This window comes from Haloterrigena turkmenica DSM 5511, from assembly GCF_000025325.1.
Lineage (GTDB): Archaea > Halobacteriota > Halobacteria > Halobacteriales > Natrialbaceae > Haloterrigena > Haloterrigena turkmenica.
This window is the reverse complement of record NC_013743.1, coordinates 389,480-413,350: the sequence shown is the minus strand read 5'-3', so window position 1 is coordinate 413,350 and position 23,871 is coordinate 389,480. Positions and strand designations below refer to the sequence as shown.

Annotated in this window: 22 protein-coding genes; 9 read left to right on the top strand and 13 right to left on the bottom strand. The window is 64.4% G+C overall.

The genetic code is table 11. The annotated features are described in order from the left end of the window. Positions 1–95: 95 nt before the first annotated feature. The 5 genes from HTUR_RS01890 to HTUR_RS01870 all read right to left on the bottom strand — a co-directional run bounded on the left by HTUR_RS01890 (position 96) and on the right by HTUR_RS01870 (position 4,344). Positions 96–800, bottom strand: a complete 705-nt coding sequence (locus HTUR_RS01890) for a ferritin-like domain-containing protein (RefSeq protein WP_012941608.1) — start codon at positions 798–800, stop codon at positions 96–98. Positions 801–1,220: 420 nt separating this feature from the next. After that, a complete protein-coding gene (locus HTUR_RS01885; protein WP_012941607.1) occupies positions 1,221–1,490 on the bottom strand; it encodes a hypothetical protein in 270 nt (89 codons plus the stop codon). 442 nt (positions 1,491–1,932) lie between these two features. After that, entirely contained in the window at positions 1,933–2,949 is a 1,017-nt protein-coding gene (locus HTUR_RS01880) for a hypothetical protein (protein WP_012941606.1), read from the bottom strand. After that, positions 2,946–3,152, bottom strand: coding sequence for a DUF4177 domain-containing protein (locus HTUR_RS01875; RefSeq protein ID WP_012941605.1), 207 nt, complete (start codon positions 3,150–3,152; stop codon positions 2,946–2,948). Before HTUR_RS01875 ends, HTUR_RS01880 begins: the two co-directional genes overlap by 4 nt. A 472-nt stretch (positions 3,153–3,624) precedes the next feature. Continuing rightward, positions 3,625–4,344 (bottom strand): DUF2270 domain-containing protein, encoded by a 720-nt coding sequence (locus HTUR_RS01870; RefSeq protein WP_012941604.1) that lies wholly within the window; start codon positions 4,342–4,344, stop codon positions 3,625–3,627. Between the two features lie 336 nt (positions 4,345–4,680). Here HTUR_RS01870 and HTUR_RS01865 point away from each other — a divergent pair, with 336 nt between their 5' ends. Together HTUR_RS01865 and HTUR_RS01860 are read left to right on the top strand one after the other, a co-directional pair. Further along, entirely contained in the window at positions 4,681–5,253 is a 573-nt protein-coding gene (locus tag HTUR_RS01865; RefSeq protein ID WP_049941563.1) for a magnesium transporter, read from the top strand. Next, a complete protein-coding gene (locus HTUR_RS01860; RefSeq protein WP_012941602.1) occupies positions 5,250–5,867 on the top strand; it encodes a magnesium transporter in 618 nt (205 codons plus the stop codon). Before HTUR_RS01865 ends, HTUR_RS01860 begins: the two co-directional genes overlap by 4 nt. Before the next feature lie 50 nt (positions 5,868–5,917). Here the strand turns inward: HTUR_RS01860 and HTUR_RS01855 are convergent, their stop codons facing one another. From HTUR_RS01855 to HTUR_RS01845, 3 genes are all read right to left on the bottom strand, one after another. After that, entirely contained in the window at positions 5,918–7,798 is a 1,881-nt protein-coding gene (locus HTUR_RS01855; RefSeq protein WP_012941601.1) for a cation:proton antiporter domain-containing protein, read from the bottom strand. Between the two features lie 178 nt (positions 7,799–7,976). Further along, entirely contained in the window at positions 7,977–9,935 is a 1,959-nt protein-coding gene (locus HTUR_RS01850; protein ID WP_012941600.1) for an AMP-dependent synthetase/ligase, read from the bottom strand. A 178-nt stretch (positions 9,936–10,113) separates the two neighbouring features. Then, positions 10,114–11,040: an MBL fold metallo-hydrolase gene (locus HTUR_RS01845; RefSeq protein WP_012941599.1), complete on the bottom strand. Its 927-nt coding sequence runs from the start codon at positions 11,038–11,040 to the stop codon at positions 10,114–10,116. 148 nt (positions 11,041–11,188) lie between these two features. On the opposite strand from HTUR_RS01845, the gene HTUR_RS01840 reads away from it, so the two are divergent. Continuing rightward, entirely contained in the window at positions 11,189–12,541 is a 1,353-nt protein-coding gene (locus HTUR_RS01840; protein ID WP_012941598.1) for a sensor histidine kinase, read from the top strand. An 84-nt stretch (positions 12,542–12,625) separates the two neighbouring features. Here the strand turns inward: HTUR_RS01840 and HTUR_RS01835 are convergent, their stop codons facing one another. Further along, the gene (locus tag HTUR_RS01835) at positions 12,626–13,537 is read right to left on the bottom strand and encodes a cation diffusion facilitator family transporter (RefSeq protein ID WP_012941597.1); all 912 of its coding nucleotides are present in this window, start codon (positions 13,535–13,537) and stop codon (positions 12,626–12,628) included. A 181-nt stretch (positions 13,538–13,718) separates the two neighbouring features. Here HTUR_RS01835 and HTUR_RS01830 point away from each other — a divergent pair, with 181 nt between their 5' ends. Further along, positions 13,719–14,132 (top strand): CrcB family protein, encoded by a 414-nt coding sequence (locus HTUR_RS01830; RefSeq protein WP_012941596.1) that lies wholly within the window; start codon positions 13,719–13,721, stop codon positions 14,130–14,132. Next, on the top strand, positions 14,129–14,491 hold the full coding sequence (crcB, locus tag HTUR_RS01825; RefSeq protein WP_012941595.1) for a fluoride efflux transporter CrcB: 363 nt from the start codon (positions 14,129–14,131) through the stop codon (positions 14,489–14,491). Before HTUR_RS01830 ends, crcB begins: the two co-directional genes overlap by 4 nt. A 22-nt stretch (positions 14,492–14,513) precedes the next feature. Here crcB and HTUR_RS01820 read toward each other — a convergent pair whose 3' ends face one another. Continuing rightward, positions 14,514–14,864 (bottom strand): hypothetical protein, encoded by a 351-nt coding sequence (locus HTUR_RS01820; protein ID WP_012941594.1) that lies wholly within the window; start codon positions 14,862–14,864, stop codon positions 14,514–14,516. 187 nt (positions 14,865–15,051) lie between these two features. Next, entirely contained in the window at positions 15,052–16,161 is a 1,110-nt protein-coding gene (locus HTUR_RS01815; RefSeq protein WP_012941593.1) for an SDR family oxidoreductase, read from the bottom strand. A 378-nt stretch (positions 16,162–16,539) separates the two neighbouring features. Between HTUR_RS01815 and HTUR_RS27160 the strand changes: the two genes are divergently transcribed. Then, positions 16,540–16,680 (top strand): hypothetical protein, encoded by a 141-nt coding sequence (locus tag HTUR_RS27160; protein ID WP_012941592.1) that lies wholly within the window; start codon positions 16,540–16,542, stop codon positions 16,678–16,680. A gap of 13 nt (positions 16,681–16,693) precedes the next feature. Here the strand turns inward: HTUR_RS27160 and HTUR_RS01810 are convergent, their stop codons facing one another. Beyond that, positions 16,694–17,908, bottom strand: a complete 1,215-nt coding sequence (locus tag HTUR_RS01810; RefSeq protein WP_012941591.1) for a potassium channel family protein — start codon at positions 17,906–17,908, stop codon at positions 16,694–16,696. A gap of 140 nt (positions 17,909–18,048) precedes the next feature. Between HTUR_RS01810 and serS the strand changes: the two genes are divergently transcribed. Beyond that, positions 18,049–19,428 (top strand): serine--tRNA ligase, encoded by a 1,380-nt coding sequence (serS, locus tag HTUR_RS01805; RefSeq protein WP_012941590.1) that lies wholly within the window; start codon positions 18,049–18,051, stop codon positions 19,426–19,428. Between the two features lie 257 nt (positions 19,429–19,685). Here the strand turns inward: serS and HTUR_RS01800 are convergent, their stop codons facing one another. Beyond that, the gene (locus HTUR_RS01800; RefSeq protein ID WP_012941589.1) at positions 19,686–21,872 is read right to left on the bottom strand and encodes an elongation factor EF-2; all 2,187 of its coding nucleotides are present in this window, start codon (positions 21,870–21,872) and stop codon (positions 19,686–19,688) included. Between the two features lie 337 nt (positions 21,873–22,209). On the opposite strand from HTUR_RS01800, the gene HTUR_RS01795 reads away from it, so the two are divergent. After that, entirely contained in the window at positions 22,210–22,980 is a 771-nt protein-coding gene (locus HTUR_RS01795; RefSeq protein WP_012941588.1) for a DUF5781 family protein, read from the top strand. Between the two features lie 130 nt (positions 22,981–23,110). Beyond that, entirely contained in the window at positions 23,111–23,836 is a 726-nt protein-coding gene (locus tag HTUR_RS01790; RefSeq protein ID WP_012941587.1) for a DUF7504 family protein, read from the top strand. The last annotated feature ends 35 nt before the right edge of the window (positions 23,837–23,871 follow it).

Below are 23,871 nucleotides of genomic sequence, written 5' to 3'. Positions count from 1 at the left end.
GTTCCGGCGTAGCTAGCAGTAGTGATCGGTACGACTGAGAGAACGAGCAGTTTGGAACCGACAAAGAATTGCTACGGTCGTCAGCGGTTCGTGTCCTATTCGACGATGAAACCGCTCGCCAGCTCCAGGACCTCCGAGCGGGAGCGCGGATCGTCGAACGCCTCGGGGAATCCGATCTCACCGTTGAGTTCCCGGAGGAACGAGGCGTGTCGGGCTTCGACGCTGTGGATGCTGAGCGCCGGCGGAACGAGTTCGAACGTATCGATATACGGCGCAGCACCGGCGTACGCCGAGACGCCGATGTCCTCGAGCAAGGCAGCAGTGGCGATGAACTCTGCCGGGTCCTGAACGGCCGTCCCGAAGTCGAACTCCGGACTCTGGGCCGGTTCGCCACCCAACGACTCCACGGTCTGCCCGAGGACTTCCGCGTGCGTTATCTCGTGATCTCGAACGACGCGGAGTCGATTGACGACCTGATCCTGAATCGGACCCCACCCCTCGAACTGTTGTTCGAGGGCTGATTCGTCGATATTACGGAGACCGCGGGTGTAGAACACCGCTTCCAAGTACTCGAGGGTGAGAGCGTAGTTGAGGATCTCGATGTCGTTCTCGAATTCGTTGGGGACTGCTTCGGGTGGTTGGTCTGCTGACTCGTCCTGTGCCGTGTCGTCGGCTCCAGCGTGATGGTCGTCTCCGGACGCCGCTGCGGTTCCGACAGCGCCCGTCGCCAGTGCACCGGCGAGTCCACTGAGAACGGGTCGCCGACCGAGGTCAAAGCGATTTGAATTGTCGTTGGTCATTGTTGTGGGACGCTCCCGGGTCAATACCTCTCGAGATATCGCTAAATATCGAGGAATCGTTTCTGTGTCAAACGTACAGTTCCCCATGGTGGTTCTCGTATCGCACTACGGCACCGCGTCGACAATCAGCGTATTTGGTATGGCTAGCCAGACGATATCAGATAAATACACACCTACTCAACTATTTTGGGAGTATACATACGTCTCCAAGAGACGTATCTGGGAACCACTCAAAAGTCAGAGACAGTGTTGATCCGTCTTCTTTTGCTCGACGTACGCTCGGACAGATTTCCCGGCCTCTCCGAAAGGAATTGCGCTGGTTCGTACGCGGCTGTACTTCCCGAATCAACCGATTCAGTTTCGGAACCCGATTTGAATAACGGAATCGTATTACTGTCGACTAAATGACAGCCATTCCCCTCAGTCCGATCGCAGCAGTTCCGGCTCGTCGTCCGGCAGGTGCGTCTCGTCGTCGAGGACGACCTCGAGGCGGTCGTCCTCGAGCAGGCGATCGATCTGGTCGTGGGTGAACCGGCCGTCGCAGTCCGGTCCGACGAAGGTGACGACCCGGTCGGTGTATTCGACGACGGTCGCCAGCGAGTCGCCGGTGCGGTAGTGATAGCGGACGGTCGTCCCGGGATGGAGGGCGGTGACGGTCGTCCGGAACGACGACCGGCGGGGAGGGAGCATGCCGGCAGCCACTCAGTCGATCCGATAAAGCGGCGGGGTGAACGAGTGCAGCCATTATCAGTAGCTAGTAGCGCGGTTTTGTTATGCAGAGGTGGTCGTGAAACTCGCGTTCAGTACAGGTGAAAGCGTTACCAGTAGGGACGCCAATCTGTCTTCTAAATACCAAGAATTGGGTGCTGAATACAGAGTGTCCATCGGTCATTCCAGTGGATTAGGGCGACGAATCGTTTCGGGGCTATATTTTCGATCTTAGAGGCTCAATGGGGTTGGGGAATTTTCCAAAGGCATTCAACAGCGCCTGTGTCGATCTCCTCGCGGAGGACAGTATTGGAACTGTGGCGGGACGCGAGCAATCGACGCCCGTTCTGAGAGTGACTAATCTCAGTATCACACGAAGCGTCCACATCCAACCGTGTCTGAGGTTTGAGTTCTGCGTCGGATCTTAGCGTTGTGATTCGCGGAGGATCAGCGGCTCGATGGCAAGTGTCCGTTTCGCTATGGTGACGATGCGAAGGACGTACGAGACGAACAGCATGAATGGAACGAGCGTCACCGCAAACGCACCGCCCACGATGAGGATGATGTGATCGAGACCGAGTGTGCTTCCTGGGAACGTCCCCGCATCGACGATTGCGACCATGATACCCGCAACGGCCAATGCTGGGACTGCAGCATAGAGAATCATCTGAGACAAGTCGATGAGTGCCCACTGGAAGTACAGCGTCTTGACGTGTTCGCGCGCCGGACCAAACAGAGACAGCGCTGTTTTGAGGTCGTCAAGCAAACCGCGCTCTTCCTCATTGAGGCTCTCTTCGTGTTCGTTCGCGAGACGTTCAACTTGGAATATCTTCCAGCTATAATTGAAATTTAGTGCAGCAAATAACACATCGAACGAGCCGAACTGTGCACCTTCAAGCTGGTCACGCACCGTGTCAGCGTTCCCAGTGACGCTTTCAGCGAATTCATCGACCTCTTCTCGGAGGTTCTCGTTATCATTCTTGTCAATAGACTCTCGAAGAGCCGTCGTCCGTTGTGCCGTGATTCCGATGATCTGCCGGAGGAATTCGGATGGATCGGCAGGACTCGGAGATCCGATTAATTCTTCAGTAAAGTCCCGGACATCCATCGAACTGGACATACGCTCGCGTTGATCGCCGAGCGGGCCGTTCTCTTGGGAGAGGACGAGTTGACCGATCGTGACGACAAGTGTCGTCCCAGTCACAATGACCGTGATCATCGTCGAGAACATCGTGTCGATCATGTCGCCGGACTCGATTTGCCGTGAAAACGGTGGATCGAGGGCAGCGACGGCGATGACGAATGCGACAAACACGGCACTGGTCAGGATGCTGGAGACGAGAAAGCGGTTCGCGCGCAGCAGCAACCAGAGTTTAATCCGACTTTCGCCTGAGCGCTCACGCATCGTATTGGCCGTACTGATGTCGGTCTCGTCAGTCATACTGAATCACCCGATTGGGCAGGCCGCTTGAAAACGAGGTACTTGGTGCCGCCTCCCTCGTAGTCGATCGTCTCCACAAACTCCCAGCCCTCTGCACCGAGTTGATTCAACTCTGCTTTCGGATCCTCTGCTTCTTTTTGCGTCTCATCGCGCGGTGGGCGAAGCGTCTCGTACTCCCAGCGGGTCACTTCTGATTCGGACATCACTACTAGTAGGGACTACAGCCCTCTATACCCCGGTCCACCACCGAGGGAGTGGGAACATTCCTGATACGGAATATGGTCTGCTTGGACGCCCAGCAGTACAACGCGCAAACACTCGGACATCGAAGCGGACAATGGATGGCGAGCACTCCCTCACGCCGCCGGGCCGTTGCGACGATAGTCTTGGATTCGATACGAAGCAGTCCCGCTCGGCAAACTCATCGGTGCGTTCGCGCTCGTCAGTCTCGTCTCGTTCACTCTTGTATTCTTGCTCGGTGCTCAGGGTCCAGCTGCGATACTGGCAGTGATCGGGAATTTATCCTCGCCGTCGATGCGGGGAGCGCACTTATGTATGTCATCGCTCGTGGGAAGCACCTGTCCGGCGACTGAATCGCATCGTGTCCACCCACCGTTTGGAGCATTCCTACAAGAGGTAATCACGAAAACTTGGTGACCGATACAGATAACGGATTTATCGGTCTGTCTCTTTCCAGTCGTCCGAGTCCCCTTCACGGAATTCACCCTTGGCATGGCGCTCGCGGGGCCAGAAGGTGACGCCCAGCAGTACGACGTAGAACACACCCACAACGACAACCACAGCAATCCCGGGGATACGGGCGATTCCAGCGGTTGTCAGCCAGTCTTGGCGCGGCGCGAACGCTGTAATCCTGAAGACCCATGCGACCAATAGGACACTGAGCAGAGCAAGGTACACACGCTGGAGCCGGTTTGCGAGTGCTTCATATAACGAGACTTTCAACGTCGGCCTACGATAGTCCCTGCTCAGTTCCGCCCGCCAGTCGTGACTTTCAGTCCCTTGGGACGGGTCGAGGGCGTTTGCGAACAGGTTCTCTTGGATGACTCGAGCACGAGAGCGAAAGACATCGTAGTCCCGGTACCGCCGTGCTTCGATGCCCAGAAAGATGGTGACGACAACGATCCCGATCAGCAAGATATAGTGTGGGTTATCGGTACTCGAAAACGCCCACGTCAAGATTGCTGCCATCAGCGTCACCGCCCACGTCGTTGACTCATCGAGGCGCTGCCGCCACGTCCCTACTCGATCTATCTCTCCGCGATAGGCGTGGGCCATCACCGAACCGAGTCCCGTACTGTCGTCAACCATTTCGCGGCCAATCTCCCGTTGGTCTGGTGCTGTTGGGTCGAACTCGTCGTTACTCGAATCGGTCATAGAGGAGAGACATCTTCTCGCTCCATAAGCAGTTATGGTGACGGCGTAATCTGAGTGTCATGTAATAGAGAACATCGAACAGTACGCAGACGTAGTTACCGAATCGAGCGGGTTCAACTTCAGCCGTCGTTCTGAATACCGAAATCAGAGTATCGACGACTGTCATAGCGCGCTGGCGAGCGACGTGGCGAGTGGAACTGATTCGTCAACCCTCACCGACGCGACGCCGCTCTGTTTCTCGAGTCGCCCGTGATTCCGTGACAACCCACGAATGGGACAGGGCGCGACCGTCGGAGAGACCAACGCTTAATGCAGCGGCCACAGACCTTCAGACAGATGCTGGGCCACGACTCGGCCATCGACGTCTATAGGCAGGCGCTACCGGTCATCCTCGTCAGCCTCGTCGCGGGACTGTTCTCCGGGACGCTGCTGGGCACCGAGACCATGCGCGAGGGGATCGAGAGCGTCCCCGGAATCCTGCTGTTGCTGCCGGCCTTCCTCGCGACGCGGGGCGGCGTCTACGGCTCGCTGGGCGCGCGCCTCTCGAGCGGTCTCCATCAGGGGCTGATCGATCCCCACTTCGAGTGGAACGATCGCCTGCGAAACGCCATCGTCGCCTCCTTTTGCAACGGGATGATCGTCTCCGTGTTCATTGCGGTGTTGAGCTGGGGCGTGTCGCTCGTGCTGGGTCGGGAGGCGAACCTCCTCGAGTTGCTCGTCGTCCTGATCGTCGCCGCCCTGCTCTCCGCGTTCGCGATGCTGGGGGTGTTGCTGACGGTGATCTTCAAGGGGTACCGCCGCGGTCTCGATCCGGACAACGTCATCGGCCCGGTCGTGACGACCGTCGGCGACGTCTTCGGCGTCGCCTTCCTGCTGATCGGCATCTGGGTCGCGGGGGTGGTGCTGTGAGCGCCGGCGGCGACGTCCGTCGCGGCGACGAGCCGACGGAGGAACTCCCGCAGGAGAACCTTCCTCGCGAGTGGACCGTCAGCGGAATCGTCTCGACGCTCGTTCCGCTATTGCTCGCGCTGTCGATCCTGCAGATGGTCTCGGGGACCGTCCTCGAGTCGTTCGAGGAGCAGTTGCTGTCGTATCCGTCGCTGCTCGTCCTCGTCCCGGTGATGATCGGCACGGCGGGCAACCTGGGATCGATCATGTGCGCGCGGCTGTCGACCCAGTTACACCTCGGGACGCTCGAGTTTTCGCCGACCAACCCCGACATCCGGGCGAACGTCGGCGCCGTGATCGGGCTGGCGGCGACCGTCTTCGTCATGCTGGGGTTCGCCGCGTGGGGGATCGGCAACGTCCTCGGCGGGAACCTCGGACTCGGAACGCTGCTGGTGATCACGATCGTCAGCGGAATGCTGCTGGCGGTCTGGGTCGTCCTCGTCAGTACGGTCTCGGTGTACCTGTCCTATCGATTCGGCTACGACCCCGACGACACGACGATCCCCATCGTCACGAACGTCTGCGATATCACGGGCGTGCTCATCCTCTTCGGCGTCGTGACGGTCGTGCTCTGACCGTCTCGGTTCGCGTACCGGACGCCGGCTGACGATCGCCGGACGGCCGTCTACACCGGCTTGCCGTACCGCTCGATCGCCTCGCTTACCGCCTCGTTGCGACCGATGAGCGTGATGTGATCGCCCCGCTGCAGTTCGACGTCGGGCGTGGGCACCTCGCTGGTGCCGTTCCGGCTCACGAGCGCGATGAGGACGCCGTTGGGGAGGTCGTCGCCGATGTCGACGATCCGCTCGCCGACGAGGGCGTCGTCGGTGATCTCGATCTCCTGGACGTCGCCGGAGCGGCCGAGTTCGGACATCCAGTTCGAGAGCGCCGGCCGCTCTATCTGGTTGTCGATCGCCCACGCGGTCGACTCGGCCGCCGAGATGGTCTGGACGCCCAGGTCCTCGAACGCCGACGCGTTCGACGGGTTGTTCGCCCGGGCGATCACGTTCTCGACGTCGAAGTTCGACTTCGCGAGCTGTGCCACGAGCAGGTTCGCGTCGTCGTCGCCGGTCGCCGCGACGACGGTCTTGGCGTTCTCGGCGCCCGCCTCGCGTAACATGTCGACGTCGGTCCCGTCACCCCGACGGGCGGTGAACCCCTCGTTGCGAAGAGCCTCGAGGGTAGCGAGATCCGCCTCGATGATGACCACGTTTTCGCCGCGCGCTTCGAGTCGTTCTGCCAGCGAGCGACCGACGCGGCCGCCGCCGATGATGAGTACACGCATTGGAATTACGTCGAGTTTCTCCGCGATCTGTCTGGCGAATCCGCCCTCGAGGACGACCGTCACGAGGATGACGAGGAAGACCGTGCCGACGAGCAGGTCCGCACCGGCCGCGTTCGTCGGCGGCGCCTCGGTCTGCAATCGGATGGCGAACAGCGTCGCGACCGACGCCGGAATGATCCCGCGCGGGCCGACGGCGCTCATGAACACCGTCTCCTCGAAGGTGAATCGGTCGCCGCGCGTCGAGAGGAAGACCAGCAGCGGCCGCAGGACGAGCATGACGGCCACGACGACGGCCACACCGCCGAGTCCGAGCGCGAACAGCTGGTCGAACTCGAGCAGGGCCGCGAGCGTGATGAAGACGAACGAGAGGACGAGCAGCGTCACGTCGCCCTTGAACGCCTCGATCTCCTCCTCGTAGGGGAGGTTGGCGTTGCCGAGGATCAGTCCCGCCGTCGCGGCCGCTGCGACGCCGGCCTCCGCGAACACGTAGTCGGCCGTGCCGAAGGCGACGATCGCGCCCGCCAGTGTCAGCAGCCGCGCGTTCCGCGGCGCGTCGTCCGGCGAGATGTCGACGTACTGGAGCACCGCCCAGACGATCGCGGCGACGACGACGCCGACGAGCAGTCCCGTTCCGAGTCGTTCGGCGAACAACTGTAGGTAGATGTCGGCGGTCAGTTCCCGGACGGTCATCGCCTTGAACAGCACAACCGCGAGGATCGCCGCCGTCACGTCGTTGACGATCCCCTCGGTCTCGAGGGTGGCGGCGACTCGGTCGCGGACGGGAACCACTTTCAAAATCGGCGTGATCACCGTCGGCCCCGTCGCAATCAGCAGCGCGCCGATTAACAGCGCGATGTCCCAGTTGGCCTCGAGGAAGAACCGAACCGCGGCGGCGGTGCCGAGGAAGGCGATCGCCGCGCCGACCGTGGTCAGCCGCAGGACGGCCGACGGTGCCTCCTTGATCTTGGTTGCCTTGAGGTGAAACGCGCCCTCGAACACGATGATAGCGACGCTCAGCCCGACGATCGTCGAGAGCCCGCTTTCGCCAAAGGAGTCGAGCGTCAACAGGCCGAGCCCCTCCGGACCGATGGCGACACCGGAGATGATGAGAAAGAGGACGCTCGGGACCCGAAACCGGGCGGACAGCAGTTGCGAGATGACGCCGAGACCGACGATCGTGGCGATCAGTACCAGTAGATTACCGCCTTCTGCCGCCGTCATAGTCGCGACTGTCGGTCCGTGAGCAGTCGGGATGTCGCTGGCACGTCCATTCGTGTCGACTCGAGTCGTTCCATGCGGTTAACTCCTGTGAGAACCGCGCGACGCCGTCGGATATCGGTCGTTGACGTCGATCCGACGAGGCGGTCGACGTCGACGAACTTCGATGCGGCACGGCCGATCAGTCGTCCGCGTAGATCCGGTCGACGCGGTCCTCGAACCGCTCGAGGATGACTCGCCGTTTCTTCTTCATCGTCGGCGTCAGCATGTCGTTTTCCTCGGTGAACTCCTGGGGAACGAGTTCGAACCGCTTGATCGTCTCGTGTTTCTCGAACTGCTGATTGACGCGGTCGACTTCCTCCTGGACGTGCTCGCGGACGCGCTCGTCGTCGCACATCGCTTCGGGGTCGTCGGGCAGGTCGATCCCCTCCTCGTCGGCCCACTCACGGACGTGGGCCGTGTTGGGGACCAGCAGAGCGCCGATGAACTTCTCGCCGTCGCCGACGACCATCGCCTGCTCGACGACCTCGCTGGCCGCGAAGGCGTCCTCGATCGGCCCAGGCGCGACGTTCTTCCCCGTCGAGAGGACGATGAGCTGCTTGAGTCGATCGCGGAACTCGAGGTAGCCGTCGGGCCGGAGGTGGACGATGTCGCCGGTGCGGAACCACCGCTCGCCGTCGTCGTCCTCCGTGAACGCGCCCTGGGTCGCGCCGGGCTTGTTCCAGTAGCCCTCGGTGACGTTCGGCCCCGCAACGAGGAGTTCGCCGACCTCGCCGGGGTCACCGTCGAACGCCTCCTGGTCGGCGACGGTCTCGTCGACTCGCAGATCGACGTTGGACAGCGCCGGCCCGATGGTGCCGATCTTCGTGGCGTCCGGCGGGTTCGTCGAGACGACCGGCGCGGTCTCGGTCAGTCCGTACCCCTCGAAGATGGGCAACCCCATGGCGTGGTAGAGCTGGCAGAGCTCCGGCGAGAGGCTGCCGCCGCCGCTGATCAGCAGATCGATCTCACCGCCGAGCGCCTCGCGGACCGTCGAAAAAACGAGTTTGTCGGCGAGCGCCTGCTTGGCCCGGAGAATCGGCCCGGGCGAGTCGGCCCGCTGGTACGCGACGCCGACGTCGGTCGCCCACTCGAAGATCTTCCGTTTCGCGCCGGACTCGCTGGCCTGCTCGCGGATGCCGTCGTAGATCTTCTCGTAGACGCGGGGGACGCTCGTGGCCGTCGTCGGCCCGACGGCGCTGAAGTCTTCCTGGAGCGTGTCCGGACTCTCCGCGTAGGCGATACAGGAGCCGCTGGCGAACAGCACGAAGTGACCCGCCGTCCGCTCGAAGACGTGGGCCAGCGGCAGGTACGACATCGCCAGGGACTCCTCGTCTAACGTCGGTACGTCGTCGTCCCGGTCCGGTCGGCGCGCGAACCGCTTGCGGATCGCGTTGACGTTCGACCGGAAGTTCCAGTGGGTGAGCTGGACGCCCTTGGGCTGGCCCGTGGTCCCGCTGGTGTAGATCAGACTCGCCAGATCGTCCAGTTCGACCGCGTCGAGTCGCTTCTCGTAGGCCTCGAGGTCGAACGTCTCCGCGCCGCGGTCGTAGACCTCGTCTAAGGTGTAGATGTCGTCGCGGTCGTCGTAGCCGTCGAGCTCGTCGATCGAGACGACGAACTCGAGGTCGAGTTCGTCCTCGACTTCGAGGACCCGCTCGAGGAGGGCCGCGTTCTCGACGACGACGGCGTCGGCGTCTGGGTCGTCGAGTAAGTACTCGACCTGTCTCGGCGAGGAACTCGTGTAGACGGTCGTGACGGCGGCGCCCGCGCTGAGCAGGGCGAAGTCACACTGGGCCCACTCCATCCGGGTGTTCGCGAACAGGCCCACGCGGTCGCCGGCGTCGACACCGAGGTCGTGAAAGCCCGCCGAGAGCTTGCGCACGATATCGCGCATCTCGGCGTAGGAGAGCGGACGAAACTCGCCGGGAGTCGCGGACCGGATCACCGAATCGGTCAGTGATCGATCGTAGATGCCGCCCTTGTACCGCTGGGCCGGTCGATTCGCGTTTCGCTCGGCCGAGCGTTCGAACATCCGTCCGAGCGTCGTCTCCCGGATCGTCTCGTCCTCGTACTCTCGTTCCGCGTCCCGCCAGTCCATATACGCGTGACAGTACCTCCCGCGCGATAAAACGTGGTAAAACTGTGATCAGTTGCCTCTGGGCACGCTTCGGCCTCCAAATCGGGCTGAGAGTGCCTGTACGGTCCGATCGACCGACTGCAGCGGAAACTCGCGGCGGGTTGGGTCGCTCCGCGGCCGTCGACGGACGCGAGTCCGTTCAGTCGCGTTCGTCGAGGTAGCCGAGGACGCCGCGCGCGTTCATCGCGGCCTCGGCGCCGGCCTTGCGCTCCCCCCAGACGTCGGCCATCTCCTCGGAGCCGGCGAAATAATCGATCACGGCCGCGTCGTCTTCGAGTTCCGCGCGTTTCTCCGCGACGGTCGCGACCCACTCCTCGAGGACGGTCGCGTACGCCTCGAGCGCGTCCGCGGCGTCGTCGCCGACCTCTCGGGGGCCGAAATGGGTGTAGAGGAGGACGTCCGGATCGATCGCTTTCAGGGTCTCGACGTCCTCGAGGCACTGCTCCAGGTGGAAGTCCGAGGGCGGCGAGGTCTCCCGGATTTCCTCGGTCTCGGGGACCCAGATACCCGCGGCGTCACCCGTGAAGACGGCGTCGTTCGCGGGGTCCTCGAAAACGACCTGGTGGAAGGCGTGGCCCGGCGCCTCGTGGACGCGTAGTTCGTGGGTCCCGAGGTCGACGACGTCGCCGTCCTCGAGCTCGACGATTCGGTCCTTGACGATCGGCTTCGGTTCGACGTAGAACTCCCACTGGTCGCCGACGGCGGCTTTCGTCCCCTCGACCAGCCGCGTCGGATCGACGAGCAGCCCCGCGCCCGGCGACGGGACGTAGACGTCCGCGTTCGGACACGCCTCGGCGAGGTAGCCCGCGCCGCCGGCGTGATCGAGGTGGATGTGGGTCACCGCGATGGCCGCGAGTTCCTCGCGGTCGATGCCGAGTTCGGCAAGCGCCTCGAGGATCAGTTCGTGGTTCGTTCCGAGCCCGGTCTCGACGACGGCGGGCCGATCGTCGTCGACGATGTAGACGGCGCCGTACTCCGGGGTATCGTACATTCCCGTGTCGATATAGTAACAGTCCGCACAGTCGCCAGCCGTCACCTCGTGTACCGTACCGATCTCCGTGGTCATACTGATAGCCCGTCAGCGTCCGAGATAAAAGCTGGCCCCCGTCCCCGCGAACGGACCGACCACCGAGCCGTTACAGACATTACATCGGCCTGAGTTGGTTAGCGCAGATGCCGTCACGGCCCGCGGGTGGTTCGTCGGTGAGGGGATCATGAGCGGCGCGACGAGGCGCCGACGGGGCGAACGGCCGGCGCGGGTGTTCCCCTGGACGGTCAGCGGCCTCGGACTCCTGTCTGCCGGCGTGTTCGTCGCGTGGTGTCTCTGGTTCCGTTCGCTGCTCACCCTGACAGCCGTCGTCGTCGGGTTCGTCACCGTCTGCCTCCCCGCGCTCGCGCTCGTCTGGGCCGGCGTCCGGCTCGCTCGGAGCGGTATCGGTGCCGATCGATACGGACGAGTCCTTCAGTGGTGCTTCGGCGGCGGGATCGGCTTTCTGGCCGTCAACGTCTTCGTCATGGCGTTTTTCCCCTGGAACGGTCTCGTCGGCAACGTCGCCTGGGCGCAGTTCTCGCTGAACGCGGGGGCCGGGACCGGCTTCCTCGTCGGCTACGTCGAAGCGCGAGCGATCCAGCGGGAAGTCGAGGCGACGGCCGCGGTGGCCCGCGCCGAGCAACGCGAGGAGGACCGCGAACTCCTCACGTATCTCAGCGATCTGCTGCGCCACGAGGTGCTCAACAGTACCCAGATCATCGGCGGTCACGCGACGCTCCTCCTCGAGGACGCCGACGATTCGACGCGCGCGTCCCTCGAGGCGATCGACCGCGAGAGCGAGGAACTGACCGACGTGATCGACGATATCCGCGCGATGTTGAACGCGACGCAGCCGTCGGCGGGCGGCACCGTCGTCACGCTCGAGAACGTCCTGGCCGACGAGGTGACGGACCTGGAACGGCGGTTCGACGACGTCGAGGTCGAGGCGTTGGTTCCGGCCGACGTGCGCGTCGAGGGGAACGAGGGGATCGGATGGATCTTCGCGAACCTCCTCGAGAACGCCGTCGAACACAACGACAGCGAGCCCCCTCGCGTCGAGGTGACGGTCGCGACGACGGACGAAACCGTTACCGTCCGGATCGCGGACAACGGGCCCGGTATTCCGACGCCCGTTCGCGAAACGCTGTTCGACCGGCGATCCGACAACCACGGGCTGGGATTGTACCTCGTTCGGATTCTGGCGACGCGGTACGGCGGGCACGTCGATCTCGCGGAGACCGGGCCCGACGGGAGCGTCTTCGCCGTGACGCTGTCGCGGGCCGGCGACGAGCGAGCCGCCGAGCCCCCGAATCGGCGTCGAACCGATTCGGATCCGGCGGCGGCCGGCGGCGGCCGGCGGCTCGCAGCGGGCAGCCGACGCCGAAGGGGCTCCCGTCGTCGGCGGGAGACGTGGACAGCAGTCAGCGACGGAGACGGACCCCACCGATCGGGAACCGACCGAGACGAAACCGAACGATCGAGACGCGATCGATTCGGACGCGGCCGACTCCGCCGCGGGACGGTTCTGAAACGATAGTCGCCACTGAGCGTCAGTGCACACCCGATCACACTTAGCGGTGCGATCGGTGGATAAATCGTTGCAGCGGCTGCGATTGACCGATCAGTGCTCGTCGAGTCGCTCCTTCCACTCCCCGATTCCCGACGGATCGAGGTGGACGTGGGCGTCCCCGACGTCCTCGAGGTCGCGCACTCGGTCGACCAGCTCCGACTCGACGTCGTGGGCCTGCCGGAAGGGCATGTCGCCGTCGACCTCGACGTGGACCTCAACCTCGAGAACGGTGCCGTCGTAGAAGACGGTCAGGTCGTGGACGCCCTGAACGTCGGGGTGGCTGCGGAGGGCGTCGACGATCTCCGCCCGTTGCTCCGGGCTCGCCGCGGCGCCGATGAGGTAGTCGACGTTCTCGCGGCCGATCTCGACGCCCTGGTAGACGACCAGTAGGCTGACGAAGCCGCCGGCGATCGGATCGAGCAGCGGCTGGCCCAGCAGGACGCCGACGACGCCCACGACGGCGGCGAAGGAGGTGTAGATGTCGTTGAGGCAGTCGACCGCCAGGGCCTTGAGTGCGGTCGAGTTCAGCGCCTCGTTGATCACCGTCGTGTAGCGGTAGACGAGGTACATATCCGCGATCGAGAACGCGAGCGCCCCGAGCAGGAGCGGGCTGAACTCGACCTCGACGCCGTGGAGGATTCCCTGTGCGGACTCGTAGAGCAGGTTCAGCCCGAGGAGGGCGATAATGGCCCCAACGAACAGCGCCGTCAGGGGTTCGATCCGGTCGTGGCCGTGCGGATGGGTGTCGTCGGGTTCGTCGTAGGAACTGCGACCCCAAATGAGCACGACGAGGCTCGCGATCAGATCGGCGATCGAGTGGGCCGCGTCGGCCAGCAGGGCGACGCTACCGAAGAGCCACCCCGCGGCTCCTTCGACGACGATCTTCACCGCGTTCCCGAGGACGTTGACTACCGCCGCACGCGTAAAGCCCCGTTGCCCGCTCTCGGCGCCGTCGGTGGCCATGGCTCGGTCTAGAGCCAGTCTAACCTTGGCTCTTTTCCTTCCGTCGACGGCGGGAGCGACGCGCCGCCGACCCGAGCGCTCGAGGGGTCGTTTCGAAATTCTGATGCCGATCCCGCGAGAACCCCGCTGCAGCCGATCGATCCGAACGATCTGCCGATCGCACGTCGCGATCACCCACCCCATGACAGCCACTCACCCGCTCGTTCGCCTCGAGACGCTCGCGTTGATCGCCGTCGGAGCGTTCGCCGGGGCGATCCTCCGCTTTTTGGCGATGGGGCTGGGCTCCGACGTTCGGGCGATACTTGCGGTCAACGCCCTCGGCAGTGCCGCGCTCGGGTTCATCGTCTACGAAGCCGAGTACGCGGGACTCCTGGGACGGCGGTCGCGACTCTTTCTCTCCACCGGCTTGCTCTCGTCGCTGACGACCTACAGCACGTTCGCGATCCAGACCGCGCTGGCGGCCGACCCCGTCGTCCTCGCCGCCATCGTCGCCGGCAACTACGGGTTCGGCTTCGCGGGCGTCCTCGCGGGGCGAACCGTCGCGCGTCGACTCGGAGCGGTCTTCGAACCCGGAACGGGCGGTGAGACGGCGTGACCCTCGAGCCGGCGCTGATCGTGGGGGTCGGCGGCGCGGTCGGTGCCGTGCTCCGCCACTGGGTGTCGCTACGACTAGCCAGCGAACGGTTTCCGTGGCCCACGCTGGCCGTGAACGTGCTCGGGAGTTTCGGCTTCGCGCTCGCCCTCTTCGCGGGCGCCAGCGAGTCGACGCTCCGACTGGTCGGGACCGGGATCTGCGGCGCGTTCACGACCTTTTCGTCGTTTTCGGTCGAGACCGTCGGATTGTACGAGCGCGGCGACCGGCGCCTCGCCGTCGCCAACGCGGCCGGCAACCTCGCGCTCTCGCTCGCGGCGATCGGTCTCGCGTGGATGATCGTGGACGTCGGACCGCTGTGATCGGCTCGAGAACGACGGTCGGTCACGCGAACGGGACGCCGATCGCCTCGTAGGTCGCGAACCCGAGGGAGGCGAGGACGGTCAGCACGACCAGGGTGACGAGCCAGGCGATGAGGGCGATCGAGACGGCGTTACGCCAGCCGCCCGGATACCGGCGGTCGACCATCCACGCGTAGACCGCCAGCACGAGCAGTTGGCCGAGCAGGGGGATCCAGCCGAGGAGGACGCCGCCGACCACCCAGACGACCGCCCCGAGCAGTCCCGTCAGGATCGCGTGCAGGGGTTCCTCTTCTCCGACGACCAGCCGCGCGCCGACGTAGATTCCCAGTCCGCCGGTCAGCAGACTAACGACGAAGAGCGTGACGACGACCATGGCCGACGTTCGGGTATCCGACGGTGAACGGTTGAGCCTGCACACGCGTATCGACTGCAGAGTCGCTGCGGCCGCTGGCGTCTCGGGAGGTCGTCGTACCGACACAGTGACACCGCGTACGACGTAGCGATATGCGTCCGGCTCGAGCGATTCGAGACGCGTCCGCAGAACGGGATCGACGGAACGATCAGAGACGCGGCATCTCGAGGCGACGCTCCTCAGCATCCGCTTTCGATTCCGGCTCCGGCGCCGCGACGTCGCCGCTCGAGTCGCGACCGTCGCGCAGTAGTCTGTACCCCGCGTAGACGGCCCCCGCGACGAGCCCGGCCCCGAGCGCGCTCGAGCCGGGGAGTTCCCGCCGCTGACGGAGGCTCGTGTAGAGGCTCGTCTCGGCGACGTGACCCTCGTAGCCGCCGCGTTGATCGAGGCTGCCGGTCGGCTCCTCGAGACCGTCCGGGGCGTCGGGACGGGGCGGATCGCCGGTGCGCTGCTGGCGGTAGAAGACGACCTCCATAATCTTGTCCAGCAGGCGCGCGGCGTGCTGTCCGAGGACGGTCATCCCCTTGCCGCCGGCGCCGACCGTCACCTCGTGCTGGGGGTTCTCCGCGGCGTGGAGGATGGCCCGGGCGACCGTCTCCGGCGCGTAGACCGGCGCCGGCAGCGTCGCTTCCTCGTCCATGTGATTCTTCGCGTGGTCGGGAAACGGCGTGTCGATCGCGCTCGGCTTGATCAGCGTCACCGAGACGGGCGCGTCCTCGCGCTCGAGTTCCATCCGGAACGTCTCGGTGAAGCCCTTGACGGCGTGTTTCGAGGCCGAGTAGCTCCCCTGTAGGAGGACGGCGCGCTCGGAGACGATGCTACCGACGTTGACGATCGAACCCTCCCGCCCGCGGGATTTGAAGTGGTCGGCGGCCTCGAGCGAGCCGTAGAGCAGCCCCCAGACGTTGACGTCGAACTGCTCGCGCATCTCCTCGATCGGGACCTCGTCGAGTTCGCCGTAGATGGAGACGGCCGCGCCGTTGACCCAGGTGTCGAAGCCGCCGTACGTGTCCTCGGCGACCCGCCGGATCTCGCGGACGTCCTCGCGGTCGCTGACGTCGGCGACGACGGAGGTCGCCTCGCCGCCGTCGGCCTGGATCTCCGCGGTCAACCGCCGGAGGGCGTCTTCGCTCCGGGCGGCGACGACGACGCTGGCGCCCCGGTCGGCGGCCATCCGCGCGGTCGTCAGTCCGATCCCCGAGGACGCGCCGGTGATCACGATCACCTGCTCGTCGAGCGGCTTCAGCGCTGCGTTCATGGTTCGTCCCCCTATACGGGCTCGAGCGGCCTTGCAATAGGCCCCTGTATGGGCATGGCCGCGGCCCTCGGGGGCGCTCCAACGGACTCGAGCGGAGACGTCCGTCTCGGTCGATCTCGAGCGGTGACGTCGATCGACTTCGAGCGGCGGACGATCGGACGCGCCACGGACCCGACGTCGGGTCAGCGTCAGCTACGCGTCAGACCGTCAGTCGAGCGTCTGACTGAGCTTCAAGTGTCCGACCGTGGGGCCGATTTGTATGGACTCTGCCCCACGACCCCCTCGAGAATCCCGGCGACGAACGGACCGAAACGCCCGTTTCCCACCGCACCGAGACGCTCACGCACAACGTGAACGCCGCGAACGGAGGGCGGGTCGATGATCGGCTTCCTCCGGACGATGCCGATTCGAAAAGGGAGCGAGACGCTCGTCCCGTTCGCGCTGGCCGCGGTGATCGCCATCCTCGGGGCCCTCATCTACCTCGAGCTCGTGACCGTGCTGCTCGAGTACGCCGGCTGAGTCGACGGCCCGATCAGGGCTGGACCTGCGCGAGTTCCTCGAACGCCGCCGCGGACGTCCGCGTCCCCTTCGAGATGAGGACGTCCCCGCCCTGTAGCTCGGCGTCGGCGTCGGTCACGAGCAGCCAGCCCTCGCCGGGCCGTCGAATCGCGATCACCGACATGGTCGACTCGACGTCCGGAACGCCGCCGGTCACCGCGATTCCGTCGAGGTCGCTTCCGGGCGCGACTTCGACCCGCGTGATGATCTCGTCGCTCTCCTGGACCGCCAGCTGAACGACCGGGTGGACGTCGATATCCCGGAGCACGCCCTCGCTGATGTTGATCGCCGCGTCGCTGATGGCCTCCGTACTGGTTCCCAGTCGGATCAGCCCGCGCAACACGACGGGGTCGTCCGCGTCCGCGGCCGCTCGGAGCGTCCAAGCCTCGAACCGCGACTGCATGGCGTCGACCTCGACCTCGAGGTTGCGCACCTCCTCCGCTAACTCGGCGCTGTCGAACAGCACGCTGCTGTAGGCCAGGTCGACCGCCAGCTCCGAGAGGTTCTTCATGTGGATGATGGTGTCGACCGCCCGCTCTAAGTCGGGGATTCCGGGGTCGTCGACCGACGGCGACTCGTAGACGTCACCGGTCAGCACCTCGCAGACGTCGCCGATCGACGGATCCGGACCGCGCAGCAGCGCGACGTCATCGCTCTTGACGGTCGTGTTCGGACCGGGGTTGAGCAGCCACTCGTCTCCCCGGCGCAAGGCGATGACGCGGACGCCCGTCTCGGACTCGAGGTCGATGTCCTGGAGGGTGCGATCCGCGTAGACGGAGTCGGGATCGACGACGCCCCGAACCAGCGTCTCCGCCGCTTCGGGCAGCGCCGCGCGCATCGCCTCGGGCAGCCCCATCTCCTCCAAGACGATCTTGGCGATGTCGCCGGCCGCGTCGCTGATCTCGTCCGCGGCGGCGACGATCCCGAGGACGGGTGCCAGCTCCTCCGCATCGGCCGGCTTGCGGACGGCCATCATGAGGCTCATCCGCGCCCGGAGCTTGAGCACGTCCATCCGCTCTTCTAAGCGAAGCACTTCCCGCGCGAGGTCGGCGTTGCGGTGGAGGACCGCCGAGTACGAGAGGTCGATGAGCAGCTCCGCCGTGTCCTTCATCTCGACGAGCACGTCCTTGACGCTGACCGGCTCGTACTCGATCGATACCGACGACGTTTCCCCCTCGAGCGGGTCCATAGCACGAACTCGGTTACGCGGCGAAAAAAGCGTTTCCCGCATCGACCGTCACGGCCGCCGGACGGACGCGACCCCGGTCCACGAATCGGCCGGACGCAGGTCCGACACGGTTTTGACGGGGCACAGAGAACCCACGGGCAATGATCGATCGGACCTACCTGCGCGAGAACCCCGAGGAGGTACGCGAGGCCCTCGACGACCGCGGCGCCGACGTCGACCTCGAGGAAATCCTTGAGATCGACGAGCGCTGGCGCGAGCTGAAGGCCAAGGGCGACGAACTCCGCCACGAGCGCAACCAGATCACCCAGCAGATCGGGGAGCTGGTCGCCGAAGGCAAAGACGAGGAACGCGAGGAGGCCATCGAGCAGTCCAAGGAACTCAAATCGGAGATCGAGGACATCGAGACCGAAGCCGACGAGCTCAAGGACGAACTCGACGAGCGGCTGCTCGAGGTTCCCCAGATCCCCGACGAGAGCGTCCCGAAAGGGGTCGACGAACGCCACAACGTCGAGGACCGGCGCTGGGGCTTCGACGACTCCCACGACCTTCCCGAGGAGGTTACTCCCCACTACGAACTCGGGGAGGAGCTGGACATCATCGACGAACAGCGCGCCGCCAAGACGACCGGTTCCGGCTTCTACTTCCTCAAAGGGGCGGGTGCGCAGCTCGAGCACGCGCTAATCCAGTTCATGATGGATCTCCACCGCGAACAGGGCTACGTCGACCTGTTCCCGCCGATCCCGGTCAAGAGCTCTTCGATGCGCGGCACCGGGCAACTGCCGAAGTTCGCCGACGACGCCTACCGGCTGGGCGGCAGCAACGAGGAGGACTACGAGGATGAGGATCTCTGGCTTTGTCCCACCGCGGAGGTGCCGGTCACCAACATGTACGCCGACGAGATCCTCCTGCAAGACGACCTCCCGCTCAAACACCAGGCCTATACGCCCAACTTCCGGCGTGAGGCCGGCGAGCACGGCACCGAAACGCGCGGCATCGTCCGCGTCCACCAGTTCAACAAGGTCGAACTCGTCAACTTCGTCGAACCCGAGGAGAGCTACGACCGCCTCGAGAACCTCCTCGACGAAGCCGAGGAGGTCCTCCGACAACTCGGCCTCCCCTACCGCATTCTCGAGCTCTGTACCGGCGATCTCACCTTCGCCTCCGCCAAGACCTACGACATCGAGGTCTGGGCTCCCGGCGACGACATGGACGACGGCCCCGAGGAGGGCGGCCGCTGGCTCGAGGTCTCCTCGGCGTCGAACTTCGAGGACTTCCAGGCCCGTCGGGCCGGCCTGCGCTACCGCCCCGAGCGCCACGAATCGGCCGAGTACCTGCACACTTTAAACGCCTCCGGGCTCGCGATTCCCCGGGTCATGGTCGCCATCCTCGAGTACTACCAGAACGAGGACGGCACGGTGACGATTCCCGAGCCCCTGCGGCCGTACATGGGCGGCAAGGAGGTCATCGAGGGCCACGAGAAGGTCGGCGAGAGCGCGCTCGGTGCCGGCGAGCGGGAGTAAGCGAGTCCCCGGCACTGGCGGAGTCGCTTCTCGAACGCTTCTCGAGTCCGTTTCACTCGTTCGTCGCCGTGAGCGTCGAGCCGGTCGGCTGCGATTCGTTCTTTCTCCGAACAAGCGAAAAGAAGTCACACGAGCGACACGAACCGAGCGGATCGGTCGCAGCCGCTTTGAGGTTCGAAATCGTCGAGAGGCAGAGATAGCACTCGAGGCGAAAAAATAACGGAAGAAATCGAGCGGTTGCGAGCGGCGAGTCGACTCTACAGGTAGTCGATGCTCGGCGGCAGCTCGAGCTTCATGCCCTTGCGCTCGCGGATCTCCATGATCTTGTCGCGCTGGAGGGAGTCGGACATGACCTCGAAGCCGGCGTTCTCCGTGTTCCAGGAGGCACGACCCTCGGTCGCGGAGCGGATGTCGGACGCGAAGCCGATCATCTCGCCGACGGGCGCGATACCCTCGACGACCATGAGGTCCCCTTCCTGGTACATGTCGTCGACGCGGCCACGACGACCCTGGATCTCGCCGGAGGCGGCGCCCATGTGGTCGTTGGGCACGTCGATGCGGGCGTCCTGCATCGGCTCGAGGATCTTGATCTTCCCGTCAATCAGGGCCTTGTGGACGGCCTCGCGGGTCGCCGGGATGACCTGTGCCGGACCGCGGTGGATGGTGTCCTCGTGGAGCCGGGCGTCGTGGAGGCGGATGAGCGTCCCCTGAACCGGCTCGTTGGCCAGCGGGCCGTTGTCGAGGGCCTCCTCGAGACCTTCGACGACGAGTTCCATCGTCTCGTTCAGGTGCTGGATACCCTTCGTGTCGTCGATGAGGATGTTCGTCCCGTGGATGTGCTCGACGTTCTGGGACGTGTCCTTGTCCATGCCGGCTTCCTGCAGGGCCTCGCGGCGTTCCTGCTCGGGCATGTCCATCGAGGCCTCGCCGAGCTTGATGGTGTCGACGAGTTCGTCCGTCATCGGCTCGATGGAGATGTAGAAGCGGTTGTGGCGGTTCGGCGAGATGCCCTCGACCTCGTCGCTGGGGTTCTGGGGCTGCTCGCGGTAGACGACGATCGGCTCACCGGTGTTGACCGGAATGCCCTGGTTCTTCTCGATACGCTGGGTGATGACCTCGAGGTGGAGCTCACCCTGTCCGGAGATCAGGTGCTCGCCGGTGTCCTCGTTGATGTTGATCTGGATCGTCGGGTCCTCCTTGGAGACCTGTCGGAGCGTCTCGATCAGCTTCGGCAGGTCGTCCATGTTCTGGGCCTCGACGGACTTCGTAATGACCGGCTCGGAGATGTGCTCGATCGACTCGAACGGCGTCATCTCCGTGCTCGAGACGGTCGAGCCGGCGATGGCGTCCTTGAGACCGGTGACGGCGGCGATGTTACCCGCGGGTACCTCTTCGACTTCCTCGCGCTCGCCACCCATGTAGATGCCGACCGACTGGATGCGGTTCTTGCCCGCAGTCCCGGAGACGTACAGCTCCTGGCCCTTCTCGAGGCTACCCGAGAAGACGCGACCGGAGGCGATCTCGCCCGCGTGTGGGTCCATCGAGATGTCGGTGACCATGAAGACGACCTCGCCGTCCTCGTTGACGAGACGCATCTGTTCCGCGAGTTCGGACTCGGCGTCGCCGCGCCAGATACGCGGGATACGACGAGGCTGCGCGTCGACCGGGTTCGGGAAGTGCTCACAGACCATGTCGAGCACGACGTCCGACAGCGGCGTCCGCTCGTGGAGCTCCTGGCGCTTGTCGTTGCGCTCGAGTTCCATGATCTCGCCGAAGTCCATCCCGGTGCGCTGCATCGAAGGCATCGAGACGCCCCACTTGTAGAGTGCGGATCCGAATCCGACGGTGCCGTCCTCGACGGAGACGGTCCAGTCCTCGATGTCGTCCATGTCCTGAGTCATCCCGCGGATGAGCTCGTTGACGTCGTGGATGACCGAGAGGAGTCGCTGCTGCATCTCCTCGGGACCTTCCTGCAGTTCGGAGATCAGGCGGTCGACCTTGTTGATGAACAGGGTCGGCTTGACGCCCTCGCGCAGCGCCTGTCGCAGCACCGTCTCGGTCTGGGGCATGGCCCCTTCGACGGCGTCGACGACGACCAGCGCACCGTCGACGGCGCGCATCGCACGGGTGACGTCGCCACCGAAGTCGACGTGGCCCGGCGTGTCGATGAGGTTGATGAGGTGATTGGTGCCCTCGTACTCGTGGGTCATCGAAACGTTCGCCGCGTCGATGGTGATCCCACGTTCCTGCTCGTCTTCCTCCGTGTCCATCGCGAGCTGTTCGCCGGCAGTCTCGTCGGAGATCATGCCTGCACCCGCGAGGAGGTTGTCAGAAAGCGTCGTTTTCCCGTGGTCGACGTGAGCGGCGATGGCGATGTTCCGGATGTTCTCCGGTTCGTCCATCAGCCGTTCACACTCTTGGACGATCTTCTTGCGTCGGCCCATATACCCCCCATTACCGCCAGCGGGGTCAAAAGGGTAGTGTTTCGTCGCCGCCGGAATTCGTCGCGTTTCCCGGTTCCAGCGGTGGAATATCCAATTTGAGTGAGTGAATCCCTCGCATAATTTGGCCGCTGTCGGCCGGCTCGTCTACCGCCGAACCCGCCGTTCTACGCAGCAATCGTCAGCAAACCCTCTGATCCCGCCTATTCGTCCTTCCGAACTTGCCCGATTCCAAATCGGTTCGAGACCGCAACCGCGCGCCGCGTGGCACGTCGAGGTCGTCCACCGCGCGCGAACGCACAAAAGAGTCAAATCCTTCGACCCCTTGCTATCCGTACACATGAATATACGCGTCCAGGGACCGGGACCGACCTCTCCATTCCTCAGCGCCCGCGACCTCTTCGAGACCGAGCACGACCTCTCGCTGCCGGTCGACGTCCAGCTCCGGGACGACCCCGACGAACGCACCTGGGCCGGCCACTACGACGACCGACACGTCCTGAACATCTCGAGACAGGCCGCTTCGAGCGCCATGGCCCGGGAACTGGCCCTCCACGAGTTCGCCCACATGGCCAGATACGAGCAGGAACACCCCTCGCACACCCAGTCGACCGAGGAAGTGCTCTTCCTCGCGCTGGCCGGCAAGAGCGTTGAACGGCGGAAACTCTCTCACTGCTACCAGATCGCCAACCACATGAAAGACATCTACGCCGACGACATCACGCTCGCGGTCGGCCCCGGCGAGAAACTCCTCTCCTTTCTCGAGTCGAGCCTCGCGATGGCCGTCGCCGACCGCCCCGAGACTCCGTCACGACCCGGTTTCGAGCGGCTCTCGGCGAGTTCGGACCCCGAGATCACGGCCGTCAACGCCGCGTTCGCACTGGCGCTGGCCGAACGCCACGACTTAGTCGCCGACGACCACCGGCTGTACGACCTCGCACACGCCGCCGCGATGGACGCCCCAGACGTCGATTTCGAGGGATTCAAACGGCGTTTCCGGGAACTCGCCCGCGATCCGGACTCGAGCACCTACCGCCAGGTGCTCGTCGACGCCACTCGCGCGTACGTCAGCAGTCCGGAGTCGCGAGCGGACGGTCCCGCAGCGGACTGATCGACGCTGTCGTCTCGTCGTGATACTGGTAGCCGATAAGCAGACCCGTTCGAACGATTCCTCGCACGTACAGGTTCACTTCAACCCGAACATTTAATGTTTGATCCCACTAATGGGCTAACATATATTGATGTTCTCGCGCAAAGGCTGGGGTAGCGGGTCCGGGGACGAGCAGTTCACGGCAGAGCTATCGCAGTTGAAACGCCGGGGGGCGAGCGTGCTCGTCGTCGGAGCCGTCCGGACGGAACAGCGCCAGGAGGTCAGTCGACGCCTGTTGGGGCAGGCAACGTCCCAGCCGCGCCGGCGCGTCCTCGTCTCGACGACCGGCGAAGGCCACGCCATGTCACATCTCGCCGACAGCTACGACACCAAGTCGGCGACAACCGCACTCGTCAACTACGAAACGCAGTCTCGGGGCGCTACCGCCGCCAACAGCGGCTCGCAGTCGATGGAATCCGTCTCCATGCAGGCCGACGACTCCCCGACCACCGCCGCCACGCTCGCCGACCTCGGAATCGCCGTCTCGAACGCCATCGAGGAGTTCGAACGCAACGACACCAGCCTCGCACCGGGCGAACTCCGCATTGCCGTCGATTCGCTCGTTCCGCTGCTCGAGGAGTACGGCGCCGAACGCGTCTTCAAATTCGCCCACCTGACCAACGGCCGCGCCCGAGACGCCGACGGCATGATCCACTATCATCTCCCGCTGGACCGCGACTCCGACGTCGTTTCGGTCCTGTCGCCGGTGTTCGATATCGTCATCGAACTCCGTGATCGAAACGGCGTCTTTCAGGAACGGTGGACGATCAACGACGGCGACCACAGTTCCGGTTGGCTCTCGATCGAGCAGTCGTAACGTCTATCCGGTACTCGAGCGTCACGTCTACTATC

Coding starts and splice junctions, on each gene's coding strand:
- HTUR_RS01890 (WP_012941608.1), bottom strand. CDS start 800: ATGACCAACGACAATTCAAATCGCTTTGACCTCGGTCGGCGACCCGTT.
- HTUR_RS01885 (WP_012941607.1), bottom strand. CDS start 1,490: ATGCTCCCTCCCCGCCGGTCGTCGTTCCGGACGACCGTCACCGCCCTC.
- HTUR_RS01880 (WP_012941606.1), bottom strand. CDS start 2,949: ATGACTGACGAGACCGACATCAGTACGGCCAATACGATGCGTGAGCGC.
- HTUR_RS01875 (WP_012941605.1), bottom strand. CDS start 3,152: ATGTCCGAATCAGAAGTGACCCGCTGGGAGTACGAGACGCTTCGCCCA.
- HTUR_RS01870 (WP_012941604.1), bottom strand. CDS start 4,344: ATGACCGATTCGAGTAACGACGAGTTCGACCCAACAGCACCAGACCAA.
- HTUR_RS01865 (WP_049941563.1), top strand. CDS start 4,681: ATGCTGGGCCACGACTCGGCCATCGACGTCTATAGGCAGGCGCTACCG.
- HTUR_RS01855 (WP_012941601.1), bottom strand. CDS start 7,798: ATGACGGCGGCAGAAGGCGGTAATCTACTGGTACTGATCGCCACGATC.
- HTUR_RS01850 (WP_012941600.1), bottom strand. CDS start 9,935: ATGGACTGGCGGGACGCGGAACGAGAGTACGAGGACGAGACGATCCGG.
- HTUR_RS01845 (WP_012941599.1), bottom strand. CDS start 11,040: ATGACCACGGAGATCGGTACGGTACACGAGGTGACGGCTGGCGACTGT.
- HTUR_RS01840 (WP_012941598.1), top strand. CDS start 11,189: ATGAGCGGCGCGACGAGGCGCCGACGGGGCGAACGGCCGGCGCGGGTG.
- HTUR_RS01835 (WP_012941597.1), bottom strand. CDS start 13,537: ATGGCCACCGACGGCGCCGAGAGCGGGCAACGGGGCTTTACGCGTGCG.
- HTUR_RS01830 (WP_012941596.1), top strand. CDS start 13,719: ATGACAGCCACTCACCCGCTCGTTCGCCTCGAGACGCTCGCGTTGATC.
- HTUR_RS01820 (WP_012941594.1), bottom strand. CDS start 14,864: ATGGTCGTCGTCACGCTCTTCGTCGTTAGTCTGCTGACCGGCGGACTG.
- HTUR_RS01815 (WP_012941593.1), bottom strand. CDS start 16,161: ATGAACGCAGCGCTGAAGCCGCTCGACGAGCAGGTGATCGTGATCACC.
- HTUR_RS27160 (WP_012941592.1), top strand. CDS start 16,540: ATGATCGGCTTCCTCCGGACGATGCCGATTCGAAAAGGGAGCGAGACG.
- HTUR_RS01810 (WP_012941591.1), bottom strand. CDS start 17,908: ATGGACCCGCTCGAGGGGGAAACGTCGTCGGTATCGATCGAGTACGAG.
- serS (WP_012941590.1), top strand. CDS start 18,049: ATGATCGATCGGACCTACCTGCGCGAGAACCCCGAGGAGGTACGCGAG.
- HTUR_RS01800 (WP_012941589.1), bottom strand. CDS start 21,872: ATGGGCCGACGCAAGAAGATCGTCCAAGAGTGTGAACGGCTGATGGAC.
- HTUR_RS01795 (WP_012941588.1), top strand. CDS start 22,210: ATGAATATACGCGTCCAGGGACCGGGACCGACCTCTCCATTCCTCAGC.
- HTUR_RS01790 (WP_012941587.1), top strand. CDS start 23,111: ATGTTCTCGCGCAAAGGCTGGGGTAGCGGGTCCGGGGACGAGCAGTTC.